16 protein-coding genes are annotated in these 18,257 nt (G+C 41.5%); 11 read left to right on the plus strand and 5 right to left on the minus strand.

Annotation, left to right across the window (positions count from 1 at the left end; all coding sequences use genetic code 11):
- Positions 1–8 precede the first annotated feature (8 nt).
- From carB to TSYNT_RS08725, 3 genes are all read right to left on the minus strand, one after another.
- Positions 9–3,191, minus strand: a complete 3,183-nt coding sequence (gene carB / locus TSYNT_RS08715; protein WP_059033149.1) for a carbamoyl-phosphate synthase large subunit — start codon at positions 3,189–3,191, stop codon at positions 9–11.
- Positions 3,192–3,291: 100 nt separating this feature from the next.
- Entirely contained in the window at positions 3,292–4,587 is a 1,296-nt protein-coding gene (locus TSYNT_RS08720; protein WP_059033151.1) for a dihydroorotase, read from the minus strand.
- Positions 4,587–5,507: an aspartate carbamoyltransferase catalytic subunit gene (locus tag TSYNT_RS08725; protein WP_059033153.1), complete on the minus strand. Its 921-nt coding sequence runs from the start codon at positions 5,505–5,507 to the stop codon at positions 4,587–4,589. The genes TSYNT_RS08720 and TSYNT_RS08725 overlap by 1 nt, the downstream gene beginning before the upstream one ends.
- A gap of 368 nt (positions 5,508–5,875) precedes the next feature.
- Between TSYNT_RS08725 and pheA the strand changes: the two genes are divergently transcribed.
- The 10 genes from pheA (at position 5,876) to aroQ (ending at position 14,472) form a co-directional block, all read left to right on the plus strand.
- On the plus strand, positions 5,876–6,727 hold the full coding sequence (pheA, locus tag TSYNT_RS08730; RefSeq protein ID WP_238142681.1) for a prephenate dehydratase: 852 nt from the start codon (positions 5,876–5,878) through the stop codon (positions 6,725–6,727).
- A 331-nt stretch (positions 6,728–7,058) separates the two neighbouring features.
- Entirely contained in the window at positions 7,059–8,072 is a 1,014-nt protein-coding gene (gene aroF / locus TSYNT_RS08735) for a 3-deoxy-7-phosphoheptulonate synthase (RefSeq protein ID WP_059033157.1), read from the plus strand.
- A gap of 11 nt (positions 8,073–8,083) precedes the next feature.
- Positions 8,084–8,968: a prephenate dehydrogenase gene (locus tag TSYNT_RS08740; RefSeq protein WP_059033159.1), complete on the plus strand. Its 885-nt coding sequence runs from the start codon at positions 8,084–8,086 to the stop codon at positions 8,966–8,968.
- Positions 8,937–10,004 (plus strand): 3-dehydroquinate synthase, encoded by a 1,068-nt coding sequence (gene aroB, locus TSYNT_RS08745; protein ID WP_059033162.1) that lies wholly within the window; start codon positions 8,937–8,939, stop codon positions 10,002–10,004. The genes TSYNT_RS08740 and aroB overlap by 32 nt, the downstream gene beginning before the upstream one ends.
- Before the next feature lie 22 nt (positions 10,005–10,026).
- Complete coding sequence (aroA, locus tag TSYNT_RS08750; protein ID WP_059033164.1) at positions 10,027–11,331, plus strand: 3-phosphoshikimate 1-carboxyvinyltransferase; 1,305 nt, start codon at positions 10,027–10,029, stop codon at positions 11,329–11,331.
- Entirely contained in the window at positions 11,309–12,418 is a 1,110-nt protein-coding gene (gene aroC, locus TSYNT_RS08755; RefSeq protein ID WP_059033165.1) for a chorismate synthase, read from the plus strand. Before aroA ends, aroC begins: the two co-directional genes overlap by 23 nt.
- Positions 12,406–12,666, plus strand: coding sequence for a chorismate mutase (locus TSYNT_RS08760; RefSeq protein WP_059033254.1), 261 nt, complete (start codon positions 12,406–12,408; stop codon positions 12,664–12,666). Before aroC ends, TSYNT_RS08760 begins: the two co-directional genes overlap by 13 nt.
- Positions 12,663–13,481, plus strand: a complete 819-nt coding sequence (gene aroE, locus TSYNT_RS08765; RefSeq protein WP_059033168.1) for a shikimate dehydrogenase — start codon at positions 12,663–12,665, stop codon at positions 13,479–13,481. Before TSYNT_RS08760 ends, aroE begins: the two co-directional genes overlap by 4 nt.
- A 27-nt stretch (positions 13,482–13,508) precedes the next feature.
- Entirely contained in the window at positions 13,509–14,018 is a 510-nt protein-coding gene (locus TSYNT_RS08770; RefSeq protein WP_059033170.1) for a shikimate kinase, read from the plus strand.
- Positions 14,019–14,031: 13 nt separating this feature from the next.
- Positions 14,032–14,472, plus strand: a complete 441-nt coding sequence (aroQ, locus tag TSYNT_RS08775; protein ID WP_059033172.1) for a type II 3-dehydroquinate dehydratase — start codon at positions 14,032–14,034, stop codon at positions 14,470–14,472.
- 7 nt (positions 14,473–14,479) lie between these two features.
- Here aroQ and murI read toward each other — a convergent pair whose 3' ends face one another.
- Positions 14,480–15,292: a glutamate racemase gene (gene murI / locus TSYNT_RS08780; RefSeq protein WP_059033175.1), complete on the minus strand. Its 813-nt coding sequence runs from the start codon at positions 15,290–15,292 to the stop codon at positions 14,480–14,482.
- A 159-nt stretch (positions 15,293–15,451) separates the two neighbouring features.
- On the opposite strand from murI, the gene TSYNT_RS08785 reads away from it, so the two are divergent.
- Positions 15,452–16,399 carry a slipin family protein gene (locus TSYNT_RS08785; protein ID WP_059033177.1) on the plus strand — a complete coding sequence of 316 codons (948 nt, stop codon included), beginning with the start codon at positions 15,452–15,454 and terminating at the stop codon, positions 16,397–16,399.
- A gap of 60 nt (positions 16,400–16,459) precedes the next feature.
- Here TSYNT_RS08785 and TSYNT_RS08790 read toward each other — a convergent pair whose 3' ends face one another.
- A complete protein-coding gene (locus tag TSYNT_RS08790; protein WP_059033179.1) occupies positions 16,460–17,962 on the minus strand; it encodes an aminotransferase class I/II-fold pyridoxal phosphate-dependent enzyme in 1,503 nt (500 codons plus the stop codon).
- Between the last annotated feature and the right edge of the window lie 295 nt (positions 17,963–18,257).

Below are 18,257 nucleotides of genomic sequence, written 5' to 3' on the forward strand. Positions count from 1 at the left end.
TTCGGTTTTTAGGTAAGGGGCACACAGTGAACCGATGTAGACTCTATTACTTCATATAGCGCCCATGCAGTGTCAAGAGAGGTAAGGCACGGAATTCCGTCTTCCGCTGCCGCTCTCCTTATTTTAAACCCGTCTCTTTGAGGAGCCTTGCCTCGAGTCAGGGTATTTATTATCATGTCAATTTTGTTTTCCCGAATTAGGTCGATTATATTCGGAGAACCTTCTTCTACCTTATTCACCACTTCTACCGGGACTCCTGCCGCTTCCAGCGCCTTTGCCGTTCCGCTGGTGGCGTATATTTTAAAGCCCAGCTGCCAGAATTTCTTGATGAGTTCTACTGCTTCTTCTTTATCTCGGTCTGCAATGGTTGCAAGTATTGCTCCATCGGTGGGAACCGTAATGCCGGAGGCAATAAATGCCTTGTAAAGTGCTTTTTCAAAAGTCTTCTCCATGCCCAAAACCTCACCGGTAGACTTCATTTCAGGGCCCAGGGAAGGCTCCACCATCCGCAGTTTGGAGAAGGAAAACACAGGAGCTTTTACTGCAACAAAGTCAGGCCTCGGCGGCATAAGCCCGCCTTTATAGCCAAAGTCGGCAAGGGTTGCTCCCAGGGCTATTTTAGTTGCTATATTCACCATCGGAACATTAGTTATCTTGCTCATGTATGGAACAGTGCGGCTTGAACGAGGATTTACCTCTATTATATAAACATCGTCGTCTTCTACTACAAATTGGATGTTTATCAGGCCTTTTACAGAAAGTCTCAGTGCTATCCTAGTAGTATAATCTACAATCTTTTCTACGGCTTTAGGGCTTAGGGTCCTGTGGGGATAAACAGCTATGCTGTCTCCGGAATGAATACCTGCCCGCTCTATATGCTCCATTATACCCGGAATCAGGACTTCCTTACCGTCGCAGACTGCATCTACTTCTGTTTCAGTGCCTGCTATATATCGGTCAAGGAGTACCGGTTTTTCGCTGGAAGCTTCAACGGCGTTTTCCATGTAGCTTTTCAGCTCATCCATGTTATCAACTATTTCCATAGCCCTGCCTCCAAGCACATATGAAGGCCTTACAAGCAGCGGAAAACCTATTTCTCCCGCTTTAGCCAAGGCTTCTTCTACGCTTCTTGCGGTTACCGCCTTTGGTCTGGGTATGCCCAGTTCGTTTAAAAGGGCGTCAAACTTCTCCCTATCCTCTGCAAGGTCTATGGATTTTACGCTGGTGCCAAAAATTTTTACGCCATGATTTTCCAGGGGTGCCGCAAGATTTATAGCGGTCTGGCCTCCAAACTGAACTATCACCCCAAGGGGTTTTTCCCTGTCGATTATTGAAAGCACATCCTCAATATGCAGAGGTTCGAAATAAAGTCTGTCGGCAGTATTAAAGTCAGTGCTGACTGTTTCCGGGTTGTTGTTGATTATGACAGTTCTGCAGCCTGCCTCTTTAGCTGCCCATACAGCATGGACTGAGCAGTAGTCAAATTCTATGCCCTGTCCTATGCGTATCGGGCCGGAACCTATAATGATAACAGGCGGCTTTTCTTGGGTATAGTCCCTGTCAGGGCTTTCAAAGGATGAATAGAAGTAGGGCAGCGCTTTTGTATCTTCGAAGGGGCAGGTCTTTACCGCCCTATATGAAGGAAGGACGCTGTTTTTGTCTCTCAATGATTCAATCTCTTCTTCAGTTTTGCCGGTAATCTCAGATATTAGCTTATCGGGAAACTGCATGGCTTTTGCTTCTTTTAAAAGCTTAGGCGAAAGTTCTTCTTTTGTAAGTTTTTCTTCCATAGAAATTATATTTTTTATCTTTTCAAGAAAAAATTTGTCTATTTTGCTAAGATCCTGTATTTCTTCGACGCTCAGCCCTCTTCTCAGCCCTTCAGCTACTGCATATAGCCGCTCGTCTGTAGGATTTTGAATTTTGTCTTTTAAAGCTTCGATATCGGCGTATTTAAGATTTTTTAGCGACAAGCCCATAATCCCCTGCTCTAATGACCGTATCGCTTTCATTAAGGCTCCTTCTAAGTTTGTATCAATAGCCATTACTTCTCCCGTAGCTTTCATCTGAGTACCTAAAGAGCGATCGGCGTAGCTGAATTTATCAAAGGGCCAGCGGGGAACTTTTACAACAACATAATCTACCACAGGCTCATAATAAGCGCTGCCGCAGCCGTTTACTGGATTTTTTATCTCATCTAAGCAAAGCCCTGTTGCAATCTTAGTAGTTATCTTGGCTATTGGATAGCCTGCGGCTTTTGACGCCAAGGCGCTTGAGCGGCTGACTCTTGGGTTTACTTCTATGACATAATAATTGCCGGAAGCAGAATCCAATGCAAACTGGATATTGCATCCTCCTTCAATTCCCAATGCCCTGATTATTTTAAATGAGGCATCCTTTAGCATTTTATATTCATCTCGAGTCAGAGTTTGAGTAGGTGCCACTACTATGCTGTCACCGGTATGGACTCCTACCGGATCTATATTTTCCATATCGCAGATACAGATACACTGGTCTTTTCTATCCCTTATAACTTCAAATTCTATTTCTTTCATACCTAAAAGACTTTTTTCCAAAAGTACTTGATGAATTCGGCTAAGTCTGAGACCGTGATGGGTTATTTCCAAAAGTTCTTCTTCAGTGCGGGCTATGCCTCCTCCTGTGCCGCCAAGGGTATATGCAGGCCGGACTATAAGGGGGAGGCCGGCTTCTTTGGCAAAGTCAATAGCTTCTTCAACGCTGTGCACTATGCGGCTGTCAGGCACCGGTTCGCCTATTTCTTCCATGAGGTTTTTGAACAGCTCTCGATCTTCAGCCTTTTTAATTGAACCAAGGGGCGTTCCCAGCAGTCTTACGCCCTCTCTGTCTAAAATACCTTTTTCCGCAAGTTCTACTGCCATGTTAAGGCCTACTTGACCGCCGAGGGTCGCCAACAGGCCATCAGGCTTTTCCATTCTCAAAACTTTTGCGGCAAATTCCGGTGTAATTGGTTCTACATAGACCTTGTCGGCTATATGGGAATCAGTCATTATTGTGGCAGGGTTACTGTTTATTAATACAACTTCCAAGCCTTCTTCTTTTAAGGAAAGGCATGCTTGTGTGCCTGCGTAGTCAAACTCTGCAGCCTGTCCTATTATGATAGGGCCGGAACCTATCACCATTACTTTTTTTATACTCTTATCTTTAGGCATGAAAAAATCTCCTTTCGTAAAGCCGGTTAAACTTACATATAGTATATTTATTCATTTTATTGTATTTTAACACCTAAATAATCAGATGGTCAATCTATTTTTATGAATAATTATGCATAGTCTCATCAGTATAAGTTATTTTGCCGTCCATTAGTGTCATGACCGCTTTACCCTTCAGCTTCCATCCGTCAAAAGGTGTATTCCTCCCTTTTGAGAAAAATTTGTTTTTGTCCACGGTCCACTCAAGATTCGGGTCTATTACTGTAATATCCGCAGCGCTTCCTATTTTTAGTGTGCCTCCCTCGATGCCTAATACTGCAGCAGGACCTGCTGTCATCTTATAAATTGCAGTAGAAAGGTTCACACCGGCTTTTTCTACAACATGAGTCAGAATAAGGCCTAAGGATGTTTCAAGACCTACAATCCCAAAAGCCGCCTTGTCAAATTCCACGTCTTTTTCGTCTATGTGGTGTGGGGCATGATCTGTAACTATCGCATCAATCGTGCCGTCTTTTAATCCTTCTATCAGCGCTTCTGTATCTTCTTTTGTTCTAAGCGGCGGGTTGACTTTCGCATTTGTGTTGTATCCCATAGCTGCATCTTCAGTAAGTATGAGATGATGCGGCGTAGCCTCGCACGTTACCTTAACGCCTATGCTTTTTGCCCTTCTTACTAGCTCTACCGAACCTTTGGTGCTTACATGGGCTATATGAACAGCAACCCCCATTTCTTTTGCAATAAGGATATTTCTTGCCACCATTATTTCTTCGGCACATGCAGGAATTCCGCTAAGGCCTAAAAGTGTGGAAATATAGCCTTCATTTATCTGGCCTCCTTCGAAAAGCGCCGAATCTTCACAGTGGTCTATGATTATTTTGTCAAAGGCAGAAGCGTAAACCATGGCTTTTCTCATAAGGGAGCTGTCGGATACAGGTTTTCCGTCATCAGAAAATGCCACAGCGCCGCAAGAAGCCATATCTCCTATTTCTGCAATTTCTCTGCCTTCTTGTCCCTTTGATACACAGCCTATAGGTAAAAGCTTTATTTTGCCTATAGAAGCCGCCCTTGATTTTACATATTCAACAAGGGCCGCATTGTCTATTGGCGGGTTTGTGTTGGGCATGCAGGCAACTGAAGTAAATCCTCCTGCTGCAGCGCTCATACTGCCGGATTCAATGTCTTCCTTATATTCATAGCCCGGCTCCCTAAAATGCACATGCATATCTATAAGGCCGGGGGTTACTATCATGCCTGAAAGCTCTATTATCTCTGCCCCGCTTATATCTATATTGCCGCCTATGTCAGCAATGCGGCCGTCAGCGATTAGTATATCCTTTTTAGAGTCCAAATTTTGAAGCGGGTCTATTACCCTTGCGTTTTTTAAAAGCTTTTTCATTATCGGCTTCCCCCTATCAGGTGGTATAGAACTGACATGCGCACTGCAACACCATTTTTTACCTGTTCATTTATCATGGATTGACTGCCGTCGATTACGTCTGAAGTAAGCTCGATTCCCCGATTTACCGGTCCCGGATGCAATAAAAGAGCGTCAGATTTTGCAAGGGCTAATTTATCCCTATTCAGTCCGAAAAACTTGCAATATTCTCGCACTGTAGGGAAAAGACCCTTTTTCTGACGCTCTAACTGTAATCTTAATGCCATTACCACATCTGCATCCTTCACTGCTTCCTCTAATGTGGGAACAACTTTTGCTCCCGTTTTTTCTATATCTTTCGGTATTAGGGTAGAAGGACCTGTTACATAAACATCTGAACCCATTTTTGTAAAGCCGAAAATGTTGGAACGAGCTACCCTGCTGTATAGTATATCTCCAAAAATGGCGACTTTAAGGCCTGAAAGCGTGCCCTTTTTCTCTCTAACTGTCATCATGTCAAGAAGGGCTTGGGTGGGATGTTCATGGGTGCCGTCTCCGGCGTTTATAACGGATGCCTTGACATAATTTGAAATATATTCTGCAGCTCCCGATGAGCTGTGTCTGATAACTACTGCATCAATGCCCATCATTTCTAAGGTTTTCACAGTATCTTTTAAAGTTTCACCTTTTTGGACACTGCTTCCTGAGGAGGAAAAATTGATAGTGTCGGCACTTAAATACTTACCGGCAAGTTCAAAGGAAGTGCGGGTTCTGGTGCTCGGTTCATAAAACAAATTAACTATTGACTTCCCACGAAGGGTGGGGACTTTCTTGACATCTCTGTCGATGATTTCTTTGAAGGAATCAGCCGTATCTAAAATAACTTCAATATCTGATTTCTCTACATATTCCAAACCTAGGAGATGTTTTTTGCTGAACATAAAGCGCCTCCCTCTATGATTTTTAAAAAAACCCTGTCCGCAAGGGGCAGGGTTTGGTTTTTGTCGCTGTATTTTAGTCGGGACAGTAATTTTGGCTTTTAAAAAGCCTTTTCCCCAGCAGGAAAAGGCACTTTTGTCCCCAGTTTAAAAATGCGCCTAACCTTGCCGGCCTCTCTGGACCAGATTTAAAGGTGCTTGCATTCGATTTGTTTTTTACTTGCTCTACTATACCACAGCCGAATAACCTTGTCAAACAAAAATTATTGCCAAAAACGGGTAGAAAAATAAAAGAAATTCTGTATTATCAGTTAAGGCAGCTTATGTTATAATCTATGAAAAGAAATTACAGTAAGCTGTGGAGGTTGATTATGAATATAGGATTCTTAGGGCCGAAAGGTACATTTTCAGAGGAAGCTTTGGATGTTTGGATAGAAAAGTCAGGGACTGCCCCGGAAGCTTGCACAAAGATAGCCTTTCCCACGATTATCGATGTTATAAATGCGGTGGACAGTCAAATCGATATGGGAATAGTTCCGATAGAAAATTCTCTTGAAGGTTCCGTTAATACCACCATTGACTGCCTTATTCACGAAGCTGATGCTAAGATTCATGCTGAAGTAGTGCTGCCTATCACTCAGCATCTTTTTGCAAAAGAAGAAATCCCTTTTGATAAAATCAAATACGTATATTCCCATCCTCAGGCTTTATATCAGTGCCGCAAGTTTTTGATGAAAAATCTGCCTAATGCAGAACTCAAAGAGGTATCCAGCACCGCAGAAGGAGCAAGAATAGCATCTGAATCAGCTTTGCCGGGCGTTGCCGCAGTAGGCGGAATATCTCTTGTAAAGCTCTACAACCTTAAAGTAATAGCAAATAATATACAAGACGGCAAAAACAATATGACACGGTTTTATGTTTTATCCGACAAAGATGCGGAACCTACAGGCAATGATAAAACTACTATTGTTTTTTCAACGGCTAACCGGCCGGGCAGTCTTTTTGCGTGTTTAAAGATATTTGCAGATAAAAATTTAAATTTAACAAAAATTGAGTCCAGGCCTTCCAGACGAGTTTTAGGAGAATATATTTTTTTCATCGAAGTAGAAGGCCACAGACGCATAGAGCCTCTTAAATCGGCGATTGAAGAACTTAAGCGTATTTCGGGTTTTTGCAAAATTTTAGGATCTTATCCAAAAATGTGCTTGACTTTATCCAATTGATTTCATATAATAATAAAAATACTTTTACATTTTATTTCGGAGGATTACAGATAAATGGAAAACCTTAACGGAAAGACATTTGCAGGACTTTATTACTTTTTTAGCCAGTACTATTTTTACTTTAGCACTGGTTATTGGTTCTGCAAAAAAATAGTCTTTTCCATAAGTGGGGTTTCCGGCAGATTTAAATATAGGTATAAGCCGTCTTTAGAGGCCGGCATATAGTTACTTAAACTGTCAAATTGTATTTTTTTACGCAGATAAAAAAGAATCTCACTTGATGAGGTTCTTTTTTTATTTTACCAAAAAATTATTTTCAGGAGGGAAAGGTATGATAGTTGTTATGAAGAAAAATGCAAATCCCAATGATGTTGAAGCTGTTAAAAACAAAATAGTTGATATGGGGCTGGAGGTTTATGAATCAATAGGCCTTAACTACCATATCATAGGCATGGTGGGAGATACCAGTAAGGTTGACTCAGAGGTTTTTGAGAGAATCGAAGGTGTGGAAAAAGTGATCCATGTTCAGGAACCTTACAAAAAAGCAGGCAGACTATTTCATCCGGAGGATTCAATAATTACCGTGGGAGGCAGAACCATCGGGGGTAAAAAACTTGCAATAATCGCCGGGCCTTGTTCTGTGGAAAGCAGAGAGCAAATTCTAGAAGTTGCAGAAAAAGTGAAGGAGGCAGGTGCAGGTTTTTTGCGGGGAGGAGCTTTCAAACCTCGAACATCCCCTTACAGCTTCCAAGGCCTTAAAGAAGAAGGCATAGAACTTTTAAAAGAAGCTCGTGAAAGAACCGGCCTTCCCATTGTGGTGGAATTGATGTCACCGGACAAACTGGATCTTTTTGAAAGAGATGTAGATGTTATCCAGATAGGCGCACGGAATATGCAAAACTTTGAACTACTGAAAGCTGTGGGCAAAACTACTAAACCGATTTTACTCAAACGCGGACTTTCAGCAACTATTGAAGAGCTTTTGATGGCTGCCGAATATATCATGGCAGGCGGCAATGAAAATGTCATATTATGTGAAAGAGGTATTAGGACATTTGAGACTTATACCAGAAACACATTGGATTTAAGCGCAATACCTGTTATCAAAAAACAGAGCCACCTTCCGGTAATAGTCGACCCCAGCCATGCCGCAGGCATATGGTGGATGGTGGAACCTCTTGCCAAAGCTGCTGTGGCAGTGGGGGCAGACGGTTTGATGATAGAAGTGCATAACGATCCTCAAAATGCCTTATCAGACGGCAACCAATCCATAAAACCTGAAAAATTCCAGCATTTGATGGAAAGCATTAGAGAAATAGCAAAACTTCAGGGCCGAGAAATATAGGGGTGGTCGAATTGGACTTTTCTGACTTTAATATTGCCATAGTGGGTCTCGGACTTATAGGCGGTTCTCTTGCAATGTCCGTTAAAAAAAAGCTTAACCCTAAAAATTTATGGGGAATAGACGTAAACACCAATGTTTTAGATCATGCTGAAAGTACTAACATCATAGACAGGGGATTTTTGTCCGCAAGAGAACCCCTCCAAAAATCGGACATCGTATTTATTTGCATTTATCCCAGAGAAACTGTAGAATTTGTAAAAGAGCATATGGATAATTTCAAACATGGTGCTATCATTATAGATGCGGCAGGTATTAAGGTTCCTCTTTTATCTGCTATAGCTCCTGTTTTAAGAGATGACATAGATTACATCAGCTGTCACCCCATGGCAGGCAGGGAAAGCAAGGGGTTGGAGTTTGCCGGAGACAATATCTTTGAAGGCGCAGATTATATAATAACGCCTACCGAAAAAAATAAACCTGAAAACATCGAATTAATAAAAGAAATCGCAAAAACTCTGGGTTTCGGCAATGTGGTTTGTATCAACCCTTGTCTGCACGACGACATGATAGCATTTGTAAGCCATTTGCCTCATATCATCGCAGCATCAATAGTTCTGGATCCCATTATGGCCGAAGAAACCCTTTATACCGGCGGCAGCTTTCGGGATATGACGCGAGTAGCTCGGATAAACCCGGACCTCTGGGCTCAGCTGCTTCTTGACAATTCAGAATATGTTCTAAAACACTTAAAAATTTTTAAAGAAAATATATGGGATTTCGAAGAAGCTGTAAGTAAAAAAGACTACAGCCGCCTAAAATTTCTCTTGGCAAAGGCATGCGAGCGAAAGGAGAGTTTTGATCTGGGTGCCGACACTAGAAATAAATCTGAAAGATAAAAGTTACCCTATATGTGTAGAAGAAGGATTAATCACTAAAATCGGCGAAATGTTAAAAGGTATAACCGAGGCAAAAAAAGTCGCTGTTATTACCGATACGAATGTAGGCGCATTATACAGCGAAATAGTTATGAATTCACTGAGTACAGCCGGTTTTAGCCCTTGCCTTATACAGGTTGAGCCTGGTGAAAAAAGTAAATCTTGCGATACTCTTATGAAGGTCTATAAAAAGCTTATAATGAACAAAATAAGCCGCTGGGACATGGTTCTTGCATTGGGAGGCGGAGTTGTGGGAGATTTGGCAGGGTTTGCGGCGGCCACTTACTTGAGAGGCATACCCTATGTTCAGGTTCCTACAAGTCTTCTTGCTCAAGTTGACAGCAGTATAGGAGGCAAAGTAGGTATTGATCTTCCGGAGGGCAAAAATCTAATTGGAAGTTTTTATCACCCCTTAGCTGTATTTATAGACCCAAAGGTGCTTTTGACATTAAATGCAAGATTTTTCAGCGATGGAATGGCGGAAGTAGTAAAATATGGATGTATAAGGGACAGTGCACTATTTGAAAGACTTTTAAGCTTTGAGACAAAGGAAGAACTATTAGAACATATGGAAGACATAATTCTTGCATGCCTCAGCGTTAAAAAACAGGTTGTGGAAGAAGATGAGCGAGATATGGGCTCTCGAATGATACTAAACTTTGGCCACACCTTAGGACACGCCATCGAAAAATATTTCGGCTATACTACTTATACTCACGGTGAAGCGGTTGCTATGGGGATGTACCAAATAACTAAAAGAAGCGAGGAGCTTGGCATAACAGCAAATAATACCAGTACTTTATTGAAAAAAGTCCTTTTAAAATACAATCTTCCTTATAAGCTTCCCCCGGTAAATAAGCCTGAGCTTATAGCAAATATGAGTACGGATAAAAAAGGCAGTGGTTCATATCTTAATATTGTGCTGCTAAAATCCATCGGCGAATGTTTTGTCAAGAAAATCGCCCAAGAAGAAATCCCGAAATTTTTTGCACTATAAATTGTCAAAGTAGGTGTTGTCATTGAAAAACCTTGAGGTGTCACTTCCCTGTCCACAGGGCGAAGTTTTGGTTCCGCCGTCAAAAAGTATAAGTCATAGAGCCGTTATATGCGCAAGCCTTGCTCAGGGGAATAGTGTCCTCCAAAATGTAGCTTTTTCAGATGATATTTCGGCTACCATCCTGGGAATGCGGGCTTTTGGCGCAAATATCAGGTATCTGGGAAATTATATGGATGATAAAGCAAATGATATTTCTGTAGAAGGAATAAAGCCTGAGAATATACCGGAGAACCTCGTAATTGACTGCAAGGAGTCCGGCTCTACCCTGCGTTTTTTAATACCTGTTGCTCTGCTTTTCGGCAGTCATGTTACATTTACCGGCAGCGGCAGGCTTTTTTCGCGGCCCCTTGATGTTTATTATGATATTTTTGAAAAACAGGGCATCCACTACCAACTTGGGGAAGATGGCTTATCCCTTACCGTCTTAGGAAAACTTAAGGCTGATATATTTGAGATACCGGGCAATGTAAGCTCTCAGTTCATATCGGGTCTGCTTTTTGCTCTTCCATGCCTTGAAGGCGATTCTGAGATTATTATAAAATCTCCGCTGGAATCAAGGTCCTATATAGACCTTACGCTAGAAGTTTTGTCAAAATTCGGTATAAAGATAAAGAACCAAAATTATGAAAGATTTTTAATCAGTGGCAGTCAGAGTTACAAACCCGCTGATTACATAGTGGAAGGAGATTTTTCCCAAGCCGCGTTTTGGCTTGCGGCAGGCGTTTTAGGGGGAGATGTTACTTGTCTTAATCTTAATATTAATTCAAAGCAGCCGGACAAATACATAATCGATATAATTAAAAAAATGGGAGCAAAACCTATAATCGGCAGCAGTTTCATCAGAGCCAAGGCTTGTCGGACCGTCGGTTCTGTAATCGACGCCTCTCAGTGCCCTGACCTTGTTCCCATAGTTGCGGTGCTTGGAGCTCTAAGTTCCGGAACAACCCAAATAACAAATGCTGAAAGGCTGAGACTCAAGGAATCGGACAGATTAAAGGCAATGTCCTCTGAACTTGGCCAATTGGGAGCAAAAATCCGGGAGCTGCCGGACGGTCTTATAATAGAAGGGCGGGATATGTTAGAAGGCGGGGTAGTATACAGCTGGAATGACCATCGAATAGCAATGGCCCTTGCCATATCTTCCGTAAGGTGCAAAATGCCCGTTATAATAAAGGGAAGCGATGCAGTAAATAAATCTTATCCGGGATTTTGGAAGGATTTTGTAAAGTTGGGAGGACAGATTGATGAGTTCTTCTTTCGGTCATAAGTTTAAAATCACAATTTTTGGCGAATCTCACGGTAAGGCAATCGGCGTCGTTTTAGACGGACTGCCGCCGGGTATAAAGCTTGATATGGAATTTATTAAATCAGAAATGGCAAGGCGCAGTCCCGGCAAGAGTTCTCTTTCCACTGCCAGAAGTGAGGCTGACGAGGTAGAAATTCTCAGCGGCTATTTTAATGGCATGACTACAGGGGCTCCCCTTTGCGGTATAATCTTTAATCGAAATGTCCGATCTGAAGACTATTCGGCAATAAGAAACCTGATGCGTCCAAGCCATGCAGATTATACCGCTTTTATAAAATACGACGGATTTTATGATTATAGAGGAGGAGGGCATTTTTCCGGCAGAATAACGGCTCCCCTGGTTTTTGCAGGTGCGATTGCAAAACAAATTCTCAGCACACAGAATATTGCAGTAGGAAGTCATATCAAAAGCATCCATAATATAGAAGATAAAAGTTTCGATTATGTAAATCTTAAGGCAGAAACCCTTGAATCCCTCAGATATCTTGCATTGCCTGTTCTAGACAAGGATGCCGGCGAAAAAATGGAAAAATGCATACTGAATGCAAAAGAAGAAAAAGATTCAGTAGGCGGTGTTATCGAAGCCGCAGTTGTAAACCTTGAGGCAGGACTGGGCTCTCCGTTTTTTGACAGCGTAGAAAGCCGTCTTGCCCATATACTATTTTCCATACCTGCTGTAAAAGGCGTTGAATTTGGGGCAGGTTTTGACATCACGAAAATGCGGGGCTTTAAGGCTAATGATGAATTTGTAATAGAAAACGGCAAAATACGAACATCAACCAACAACAGCGGCGGCATAGCGGGGGGTATTACCAATGGAATGCCGATAATATTTAGGGTTGCGGTAAAGCCTACTCCCTCCATAAGCCTTCCTCAAAAAACCGTAGATATTTCAAAATTTGAGGAGTCTTCTATTTGTATAAAAGGCCGTCACGATCCTTGCATTGTTCCAAGGGCAGTGCCGGTGGTAGAAGCTGCTGCCTCTGTTGTAATTTTAGATTTCCTGCTGGAAAGGTACGGTGAAAAATGGATACAATGGAAAAACTAAGAGAGCAGATTGACAGAATAGATAAAGAACTTGTAGCGTTGTTTGAAGAGCGGATGGAAGTATCTCGTCAAATTGCGCGCTATAAAGTAAAAAACAATCTGCCTATAACAGACAAAGCGCGGGAAAAAGAAGTAATTGCAAAAAACATGCTTTATCTTAAAGACCCGACTCTCGGTCAAAAATTAGAGGAGTTCTTTGCTGTGATTATAAAACTTAGCAAAGCAGTCCAGGAAGAGGTGAAGGAATGAGCAATATATATGGTCTTATAGGAGAAAAACTTTCTCACAGCTTTTCGCCGAAGATACATGAAGCCTTTTTTGAAAAAACCGGCATATCGGGAAAATACGGCCTTTTTGAAGTAAAAAGAGAACTGCTGGCCGATGCAGTTGCAGGACTTAAGGCCCTCGGCATAAAGGGAGCAAATGTTACTATCCCCTATAAAACACAAATTATTAAATACTTGGATGATATTTCAGAGGAAGCAAAAAAGATAGGGGCGGTTAATACCTTAATAATTCAGGAAGATAGAATATCAGGCGCAAATACTGATTATTACGGTTTTGGCATGATGCTCAAAAAATATAACATAGACCCGGCCGGTAAAACTGCCGTAGTTTTAGGAACCGGCGGCGCATCTAGGGCAGTTGTATGCTATCTTTTAGATGCAGGGGCAAGGCGCATCGTCCTGGCAAGCCGCGGAGGCAAAAAGGCAGACTCTGTATTTCAAGACTTAGAGATAATATCATATGAAAAGCTAAGGAATATAAAAGAAGCTGATATTTTAGTTAACTGTACTCCTGTAGGCATGTATCCGAACGTAGATGCATCTCCTGTTTCAAAGGATGTAATTTCAAAATTCGGGGCTGTTGTTGATGTAATATACAATCCTCTAAAAACCCTTCTTCTTCAAATGGCGGAAGAACTTAATATTCCTGCGATAAACGGTATTTATATGCTTGTCGCTCAAGCGGCAAAGTCTCAGGAAATGTGGCACAAGATAGCTATTTATGATACTGTGATAGACCAAGTTATTGAAGAAGATCTCAAAGATCTTCTTATATAAAATTTTCTTGTGTGAGGAAGATGGATTATGAAAAATTACCGCAATATCGTTCTTACAGGCATGCCCGGCTCCGGCAAGACCAGTATTGGCAGGCTGCTTGCAGAAAATTTAAATATGTCCTTTTGTGATCTTGACGAATATATAGAAAATAAATTTGATAAAAGTATAAAGGAAATATTCAGGACTTGTGGAGAAAGATATTTTCGATCTATTGAAAGCCGTGTGGTAAGAGAAATTTCGGAGCGGAGAGGAACCGTAATTGCAACCGGCGGAGGCACTGTGCTCAACAGTGAAAATATGCGGCTTTTAAGGCAAAACGGCATAGTGTTCTTTATAAACCGGCCTCTTGAAAATATTATCAGCGACATAGATGCTTCTGTAAGGCCCCTTTTAGCTGATGACATTTCAAACATATACAAGCTTTATGATATAAGATATGACCTTTACAAGGAATATTCGGATTTTGAGATTTTAAATGACAGAGAAATTTCAGATGCGGTTGATAGGATACTCAATATTGTAAAAACCATAGAATAAGGAAGGTAAGATTATGAACATAACTATCATAAATGGTCCAAATATAAATATGCTGGGAATTAGAGAAAGAGATGTTTATGGAATTAAAAGTTATGAAGAGGCATGCGACTTGCTTTATAAGGCCGCCAAAGAAATGGATATATCCCTTGCTATCGTTCAAAGCAACAGCGAAGGCGAAATTATAGACTACATTCAAAAAGCTTATGGAAAATTTGACGGTATCATCATAAATCCCGGAGCCTATACCCATTACAGCATCGCCATATATGATGCCATAAAATCCGTCAGTATACCTGCTATCGAAGTTCATATAAGCAATATCCACGCACGGGAGGAGTTTAGGAGAAAATCCGTTACTGCCGGCGCATGCATCGGGCAGATTTGCGGATTCGGCATCTATGGTTATATAATGGCAATGCTGGGGCTAAAGGATTTTTTAAGCGGAAAAGGTTAAAACAGAATTAATTTATTTGAGGGTCAATTACATTTATAGGATCTATAGGCCTTTTTAGAAAATTTTCTCCTACCCTCACGAATTTTGTCGGATTGTCGCTTACGAAATATTGATGAAAACCTAAAACTTCACTTTTCTTTTCTAAATCTTTTTCTCTTAAAATCCGCTGAACTTCTATCGCAGTCTCTTCGCCGGAATCTACCAGCTTTACATTTGGTCCCATAACCCGCTGAAGGGTTTTCTTTAAAAGAGGATAGTGGGTACAGGCCAATACCAAAGTATCGATTTTAAACTCTTTAAGAGGCTCAAGATATATTCTTGCTGTATAAAAAGCAGCTTCGTTTTCAAGCCACCCCTCCTCCACTAAGGGCACAAAAAGCGGGCAGGCCTTAGCATATATATTTACCCTATCATTTAGTCTGTGAATCGCATTTTCATACGCGCCGCTTTTTACCGTTCGCTCAGTTCCGATGACGCCAACGGTATTATTTTTTGTGGCTTTCGCCGCAGCTCTTGCTCCGGGCTCTATCACACCTATAACCGGTACGGGAGACGACTTGCAAAGTTCGTCAAGGCAAGTTGCGCTAATGGTATTGCAGGCCACTACAATCAGTTTTACGTCCTGTCTTATTAAAAACCTAAGGCCTTCAAAGGCAAATTGAGTAACTACCTCGGGAGATTTGGAACCATAAGGCACCCGGGCAGTATCCCCGAAGTAAATTATGTCTTCATTAGGAAGCAGTTTCATAATTTCGCCGGCCACAGTAAGGCCGCCTATACCTGAATCAAAAACTCCGATAGGTTTGTTTCTGTCATCCATTATCTCACTCCATCCGGCAGATACCTGCAAAATAAATTATAATATTAAATATTACCATGATTTGTTTTGTATTACAACAAAAAAAATTAAGGCCTTTTATGTTTTAACTTTGTTGTAGTGATATAATTAATGCGATTGAATTTGCAGAGGAGTGATTATATGAACCCGCTAGTTACGATTTTAACTGCCATAATAGCTGCTGAGGCTGTATGGTGGCTTGTATGGGTTTTTCTTGCATTAGCCCGAAGAAAGTACTCTGTATTTGGCGTAGTTCTCGGCACTTTAGCCATATGGGGCACAATTGCTATTTTTACAATAAGAGCAAGCCGGTACCCTTTTATTATTATGCCGGTAGGTCCGCTTTTTACTTTGGTAGTTTTAATGATCGTACCATTTATAGTTCTGCCAAGCATGGTTGTAATAATAAATGAATATCAGCGCGGTGTCCTTTTTCGCTTAGGCAGACTTATCGGAATTATAGAGCCGGGCTTTAACATTATTTTCCCTTTTGGAATAGATCGAGTAGTAAAAATAGACTTGCGCACATTTACCATAGATGTGGCGAAACAAGAGGTTATCACGAAAGACAATGTTCCTGTATTAGTAGATGCAGTTGTATATTTTAATGTATTTGACCCTGTGCTTGCTGTCACTAAGGTTGCAAATTACACTCAGAGCACAACGCTACTTGGCCAAACTATACTGCGCTCCGTGCTAGGCCAGCATGAACTGGACGAGATATTGTCTAAGCGCTCAGAACTCAACGAAATACTGCGCAGGCTTTTAGATGAAGATACTGATCCATGGGGCATAAAGATAACCGCTGTGGAAATAAAGAGTATCGAGCTGCCTGATACTATGAAGCGTGCTATGGCTAAGCAGGCAGAGGCAGAACGGGAGCGCCGTGCTAAAATAATAGCTGCAGACGGCGAATACCAAGCTGCTCAAAAGCTCTTGGAAGCTGCCTCAGTTATATCAAAAGAACCTGCCGCTTTGCAGCTGCGCTACCTTCAAACGCTTAGCGAGATAGCAGTGGAGAAAAACTCCACAATTTTATTCCCACTGCCTATAGAACTGCTAAAAGCCTTTGCGCCTAAAGAAAATTAAGTAGGAAATAAAAAAGAACTGCTGTAGAACAAAATTCTTTCCCTCTACAGCAGTTCTTTTTTATACCACTTGTTTTATTCTCTCATAATATTTTACTGCTTGGGCATCTGCCAGAACTTTTATTGCTTTTGCCTCGGGGTCTTCTGTCCCCTGGAGGTGGCAGCCTTCGGAATTTAATGCTTTGACGTAGTCAATGACTTCCCGGGTTATTCGCTCTCCGGGGCACAAAATCGGTATGCCCGGCGGATATGCCATGAGCATCTCGGTACTTATCTCACCTTCTGCATCTTCTAATAGGACAACTCTTTTTTCGCTGTAAAATGCAAAGCGGGGAGAGACTACCATTTCTTGATTATCAGGAATATCGGCAGGTACTTTTACTACGTTTTTCCGCCTGTTTTTCGCTGCAATATCCTTTATTGCGTTAATCAGAATGTTCATGTTTTTGTCTGTATCGCCAATAGCTCCAACCGCAAGAACATTGTATAAGTCCGACAGTTCCATTTGGATATGATATTTGTATTTTAAGATTTTTTCCGTCTCAAAGCCCGACAGACCTAATTCTCTTAAATTTATGGCAAGTTTTGTCGGGTCATATGCAAAACACCCTTCGGTGCCTTCTATATCATGTCCCATCACATAAATGCCTTCTATACTGTTTAACTGCCTCCGCGTCCTTTCGCACCGCTTTATGGTTTCATCCAGCATTTGTCTGCCTTTTAAAGCCATCTGCTTGCGCGCCACATCCAGTGATACCATAAGAGGATACGATGGACTGGTGGTTTGGGTAAGATTTAAGGCTGCTTTGACTGTTCTGTCATCTACATAATCGCTTTTTACCAGTAAAATCGAACTTTGTGTCAGGGAGCCCCCAAGTTTATGCATGCTTGTCGCACTAATATCTGCTCCCGCTTCCATTGCCGACAGCGGCAAATCGGGATGAAACTTCAAATGTGCTCCATGGGCTTCATCTACTATAACGGGTTTTCCATAGGAATGAGCTACCTCCACAATCTTTTTAAGATCTGAAGCTACTCCGTAATATGTGGGATTTATTACAAAAACAGCTTTTGCGTTTGGATGCTCCACAAGGGCGCGTCTTACGCTTTCTACGGTTATGCCTATGGCTATTCCCATATACTCATTTATTACTGGCTTTATATAAACCGGATGCACCCCACTTAAAATAAGCGCACCAACTACTGACCTATGAGCATTTCTCGGAATTATTATCTCATCGCCCGGTCCGGCAACCGATAATATCATGGCCTGGATTCCCGAGGTTGTGCCATTTACCAAAAAATGAGCATGATCTGCGCCAAAGGCATGTGCCGCAAGTTCCTCGGCCTCATGAATGACGCCTGTGGGGTTGCATATGGTATCTAGATCCAAGATTCCGGAAGTAACATCAATTGACATAATATTTCTTCCTGCAAAATCACAAAATTCAGGTATTCCTCTGCCGCCTCTGTGGCCCGGTACATGAAACGAAACAGTTTTATCGTTCACGTATTTTTTCAGGGCGGCAAAAAGCGGTGTTTCTTGCTGCTCATCAAATCTCATTGAGAGTCACTCCCCTTTCAATCAATGATTTTCACTCAAATATTTTGTATAATCCGCAAAGATTATAGCTGCAAGTTTTATACGCAAATACAATTAAAGCACAGTTTGACTAGAAATTCAATACTATTTACGAATTTTTTTTGATAAATTATGTAGCAAGTAAGAGGAAAACATATAAACAGTGTAGATTTAAAAAAACCATCGTTTATAAAAGTGCATTAGGATATATAATAAGGTATAAAAGTATATAACAGGTTCTTATCAAAAGTTAATTACTCTGCAGCCTGTTTGACAA

The sequence above is a fragment of the Tepidanaerobacter syntrophicus genome (assembly GCF_001485475.2).
GTDB lineage: Bacteria > Bacillota > Thermosediminibacteria > Thermosediminibacterales > Tepidanaerobacteraceae > Tepidanaerobacter > Tepidanaerobacter syntrophicus.

Bases quoted from the DNA above. Each gene is read 5' to 3' on its own strand.
- TSYNT_RS08725 (WP_059033153.1), bottom strand. From the start codon at position 5,507: ATGTTCAGCAAAAAACATCTCCTAGGTTTGGAATATGTAGAGAAATCA.
- pheA (WP_238142681.1), top strand. From the start codon at position 5,876: ATGAATATAGGATTCTTAGGGCCGAAAGGTACATTTTCAGAGGAAGCT.
- carB (WP_059033149.1), bottom strand. From the start codon at position 3,191: ATGCCTAAAGATAAGAGTATAAAAAAAGTAATGGTGATAGGTTCCGGC.
- TSYNT_RS08785 (WP_059033177.1), top strand. From the start codon at position 15,452: ATGAACCCGCTAGTTACGATTTTAACTGCCATAATAGCTGCTGAGGCT.
- TSYNT_RS08790 (WP_059033179.1), bottom strand. From the start codon at position 17,962: ATGAGATTTGATGAGCAGCAAGAAACACCGCTTTTTGCCGCCCTGAAA.
- aroQ (WP_059033172.1), top strand. From the start codon at position 14,032: ATGAACATAACTATCATAAATGGTCCAAATATAAATATGCTGGGAATT.
- aroF (WP_059033157.1), top strand. From the start codon at position 7,059: ATGATAGTTGTTATGAAGAAAAATGCAAATCCCAATGATGTTGAAGCT.
- aroE (WP_059033168.1), top strand. From the start codon at position 12,663: ATGAGCAATATATATGGTCTTATAGGAGAAAAACTTTCTCACAGCTTT.
- TSYNT_RS08770 (WP_059033170.1), top strand. From the start codon at position 13,509: ATGAAAAATTACCGCAATATCGTTCTTACAGGCATGCCCGGCTCCGGC.
- murI (WP_059033175.1), bottom strand. From the start codon at position 15,292: ATGGATGACAGAAACAAACCTATCGGAGTTTTTGATTCAGGTATAGGC.
- TSYNT_RS08760 (WP_059033254.1), top strand. From the start codon at position 12,406: ATGGAAAAACTAAGAGAGCAGATTGACAGAATAGATAAAGAACTTGTA.
- aroC (WP_059033165.1), top strand. From the start codon at position 11,309: ATGAGTTCTTCTTTCGGTCATAAGTTTAAAATCACAATTTTTGGCGAA.
- TSYNT_RS08720 (WP_059033151.1), bottom strand. From the start codon at position 4,587: ATGAAAAAGCTTTTAAAAAACGCAAGGGTAATAGACCCGCTTCAAAAT.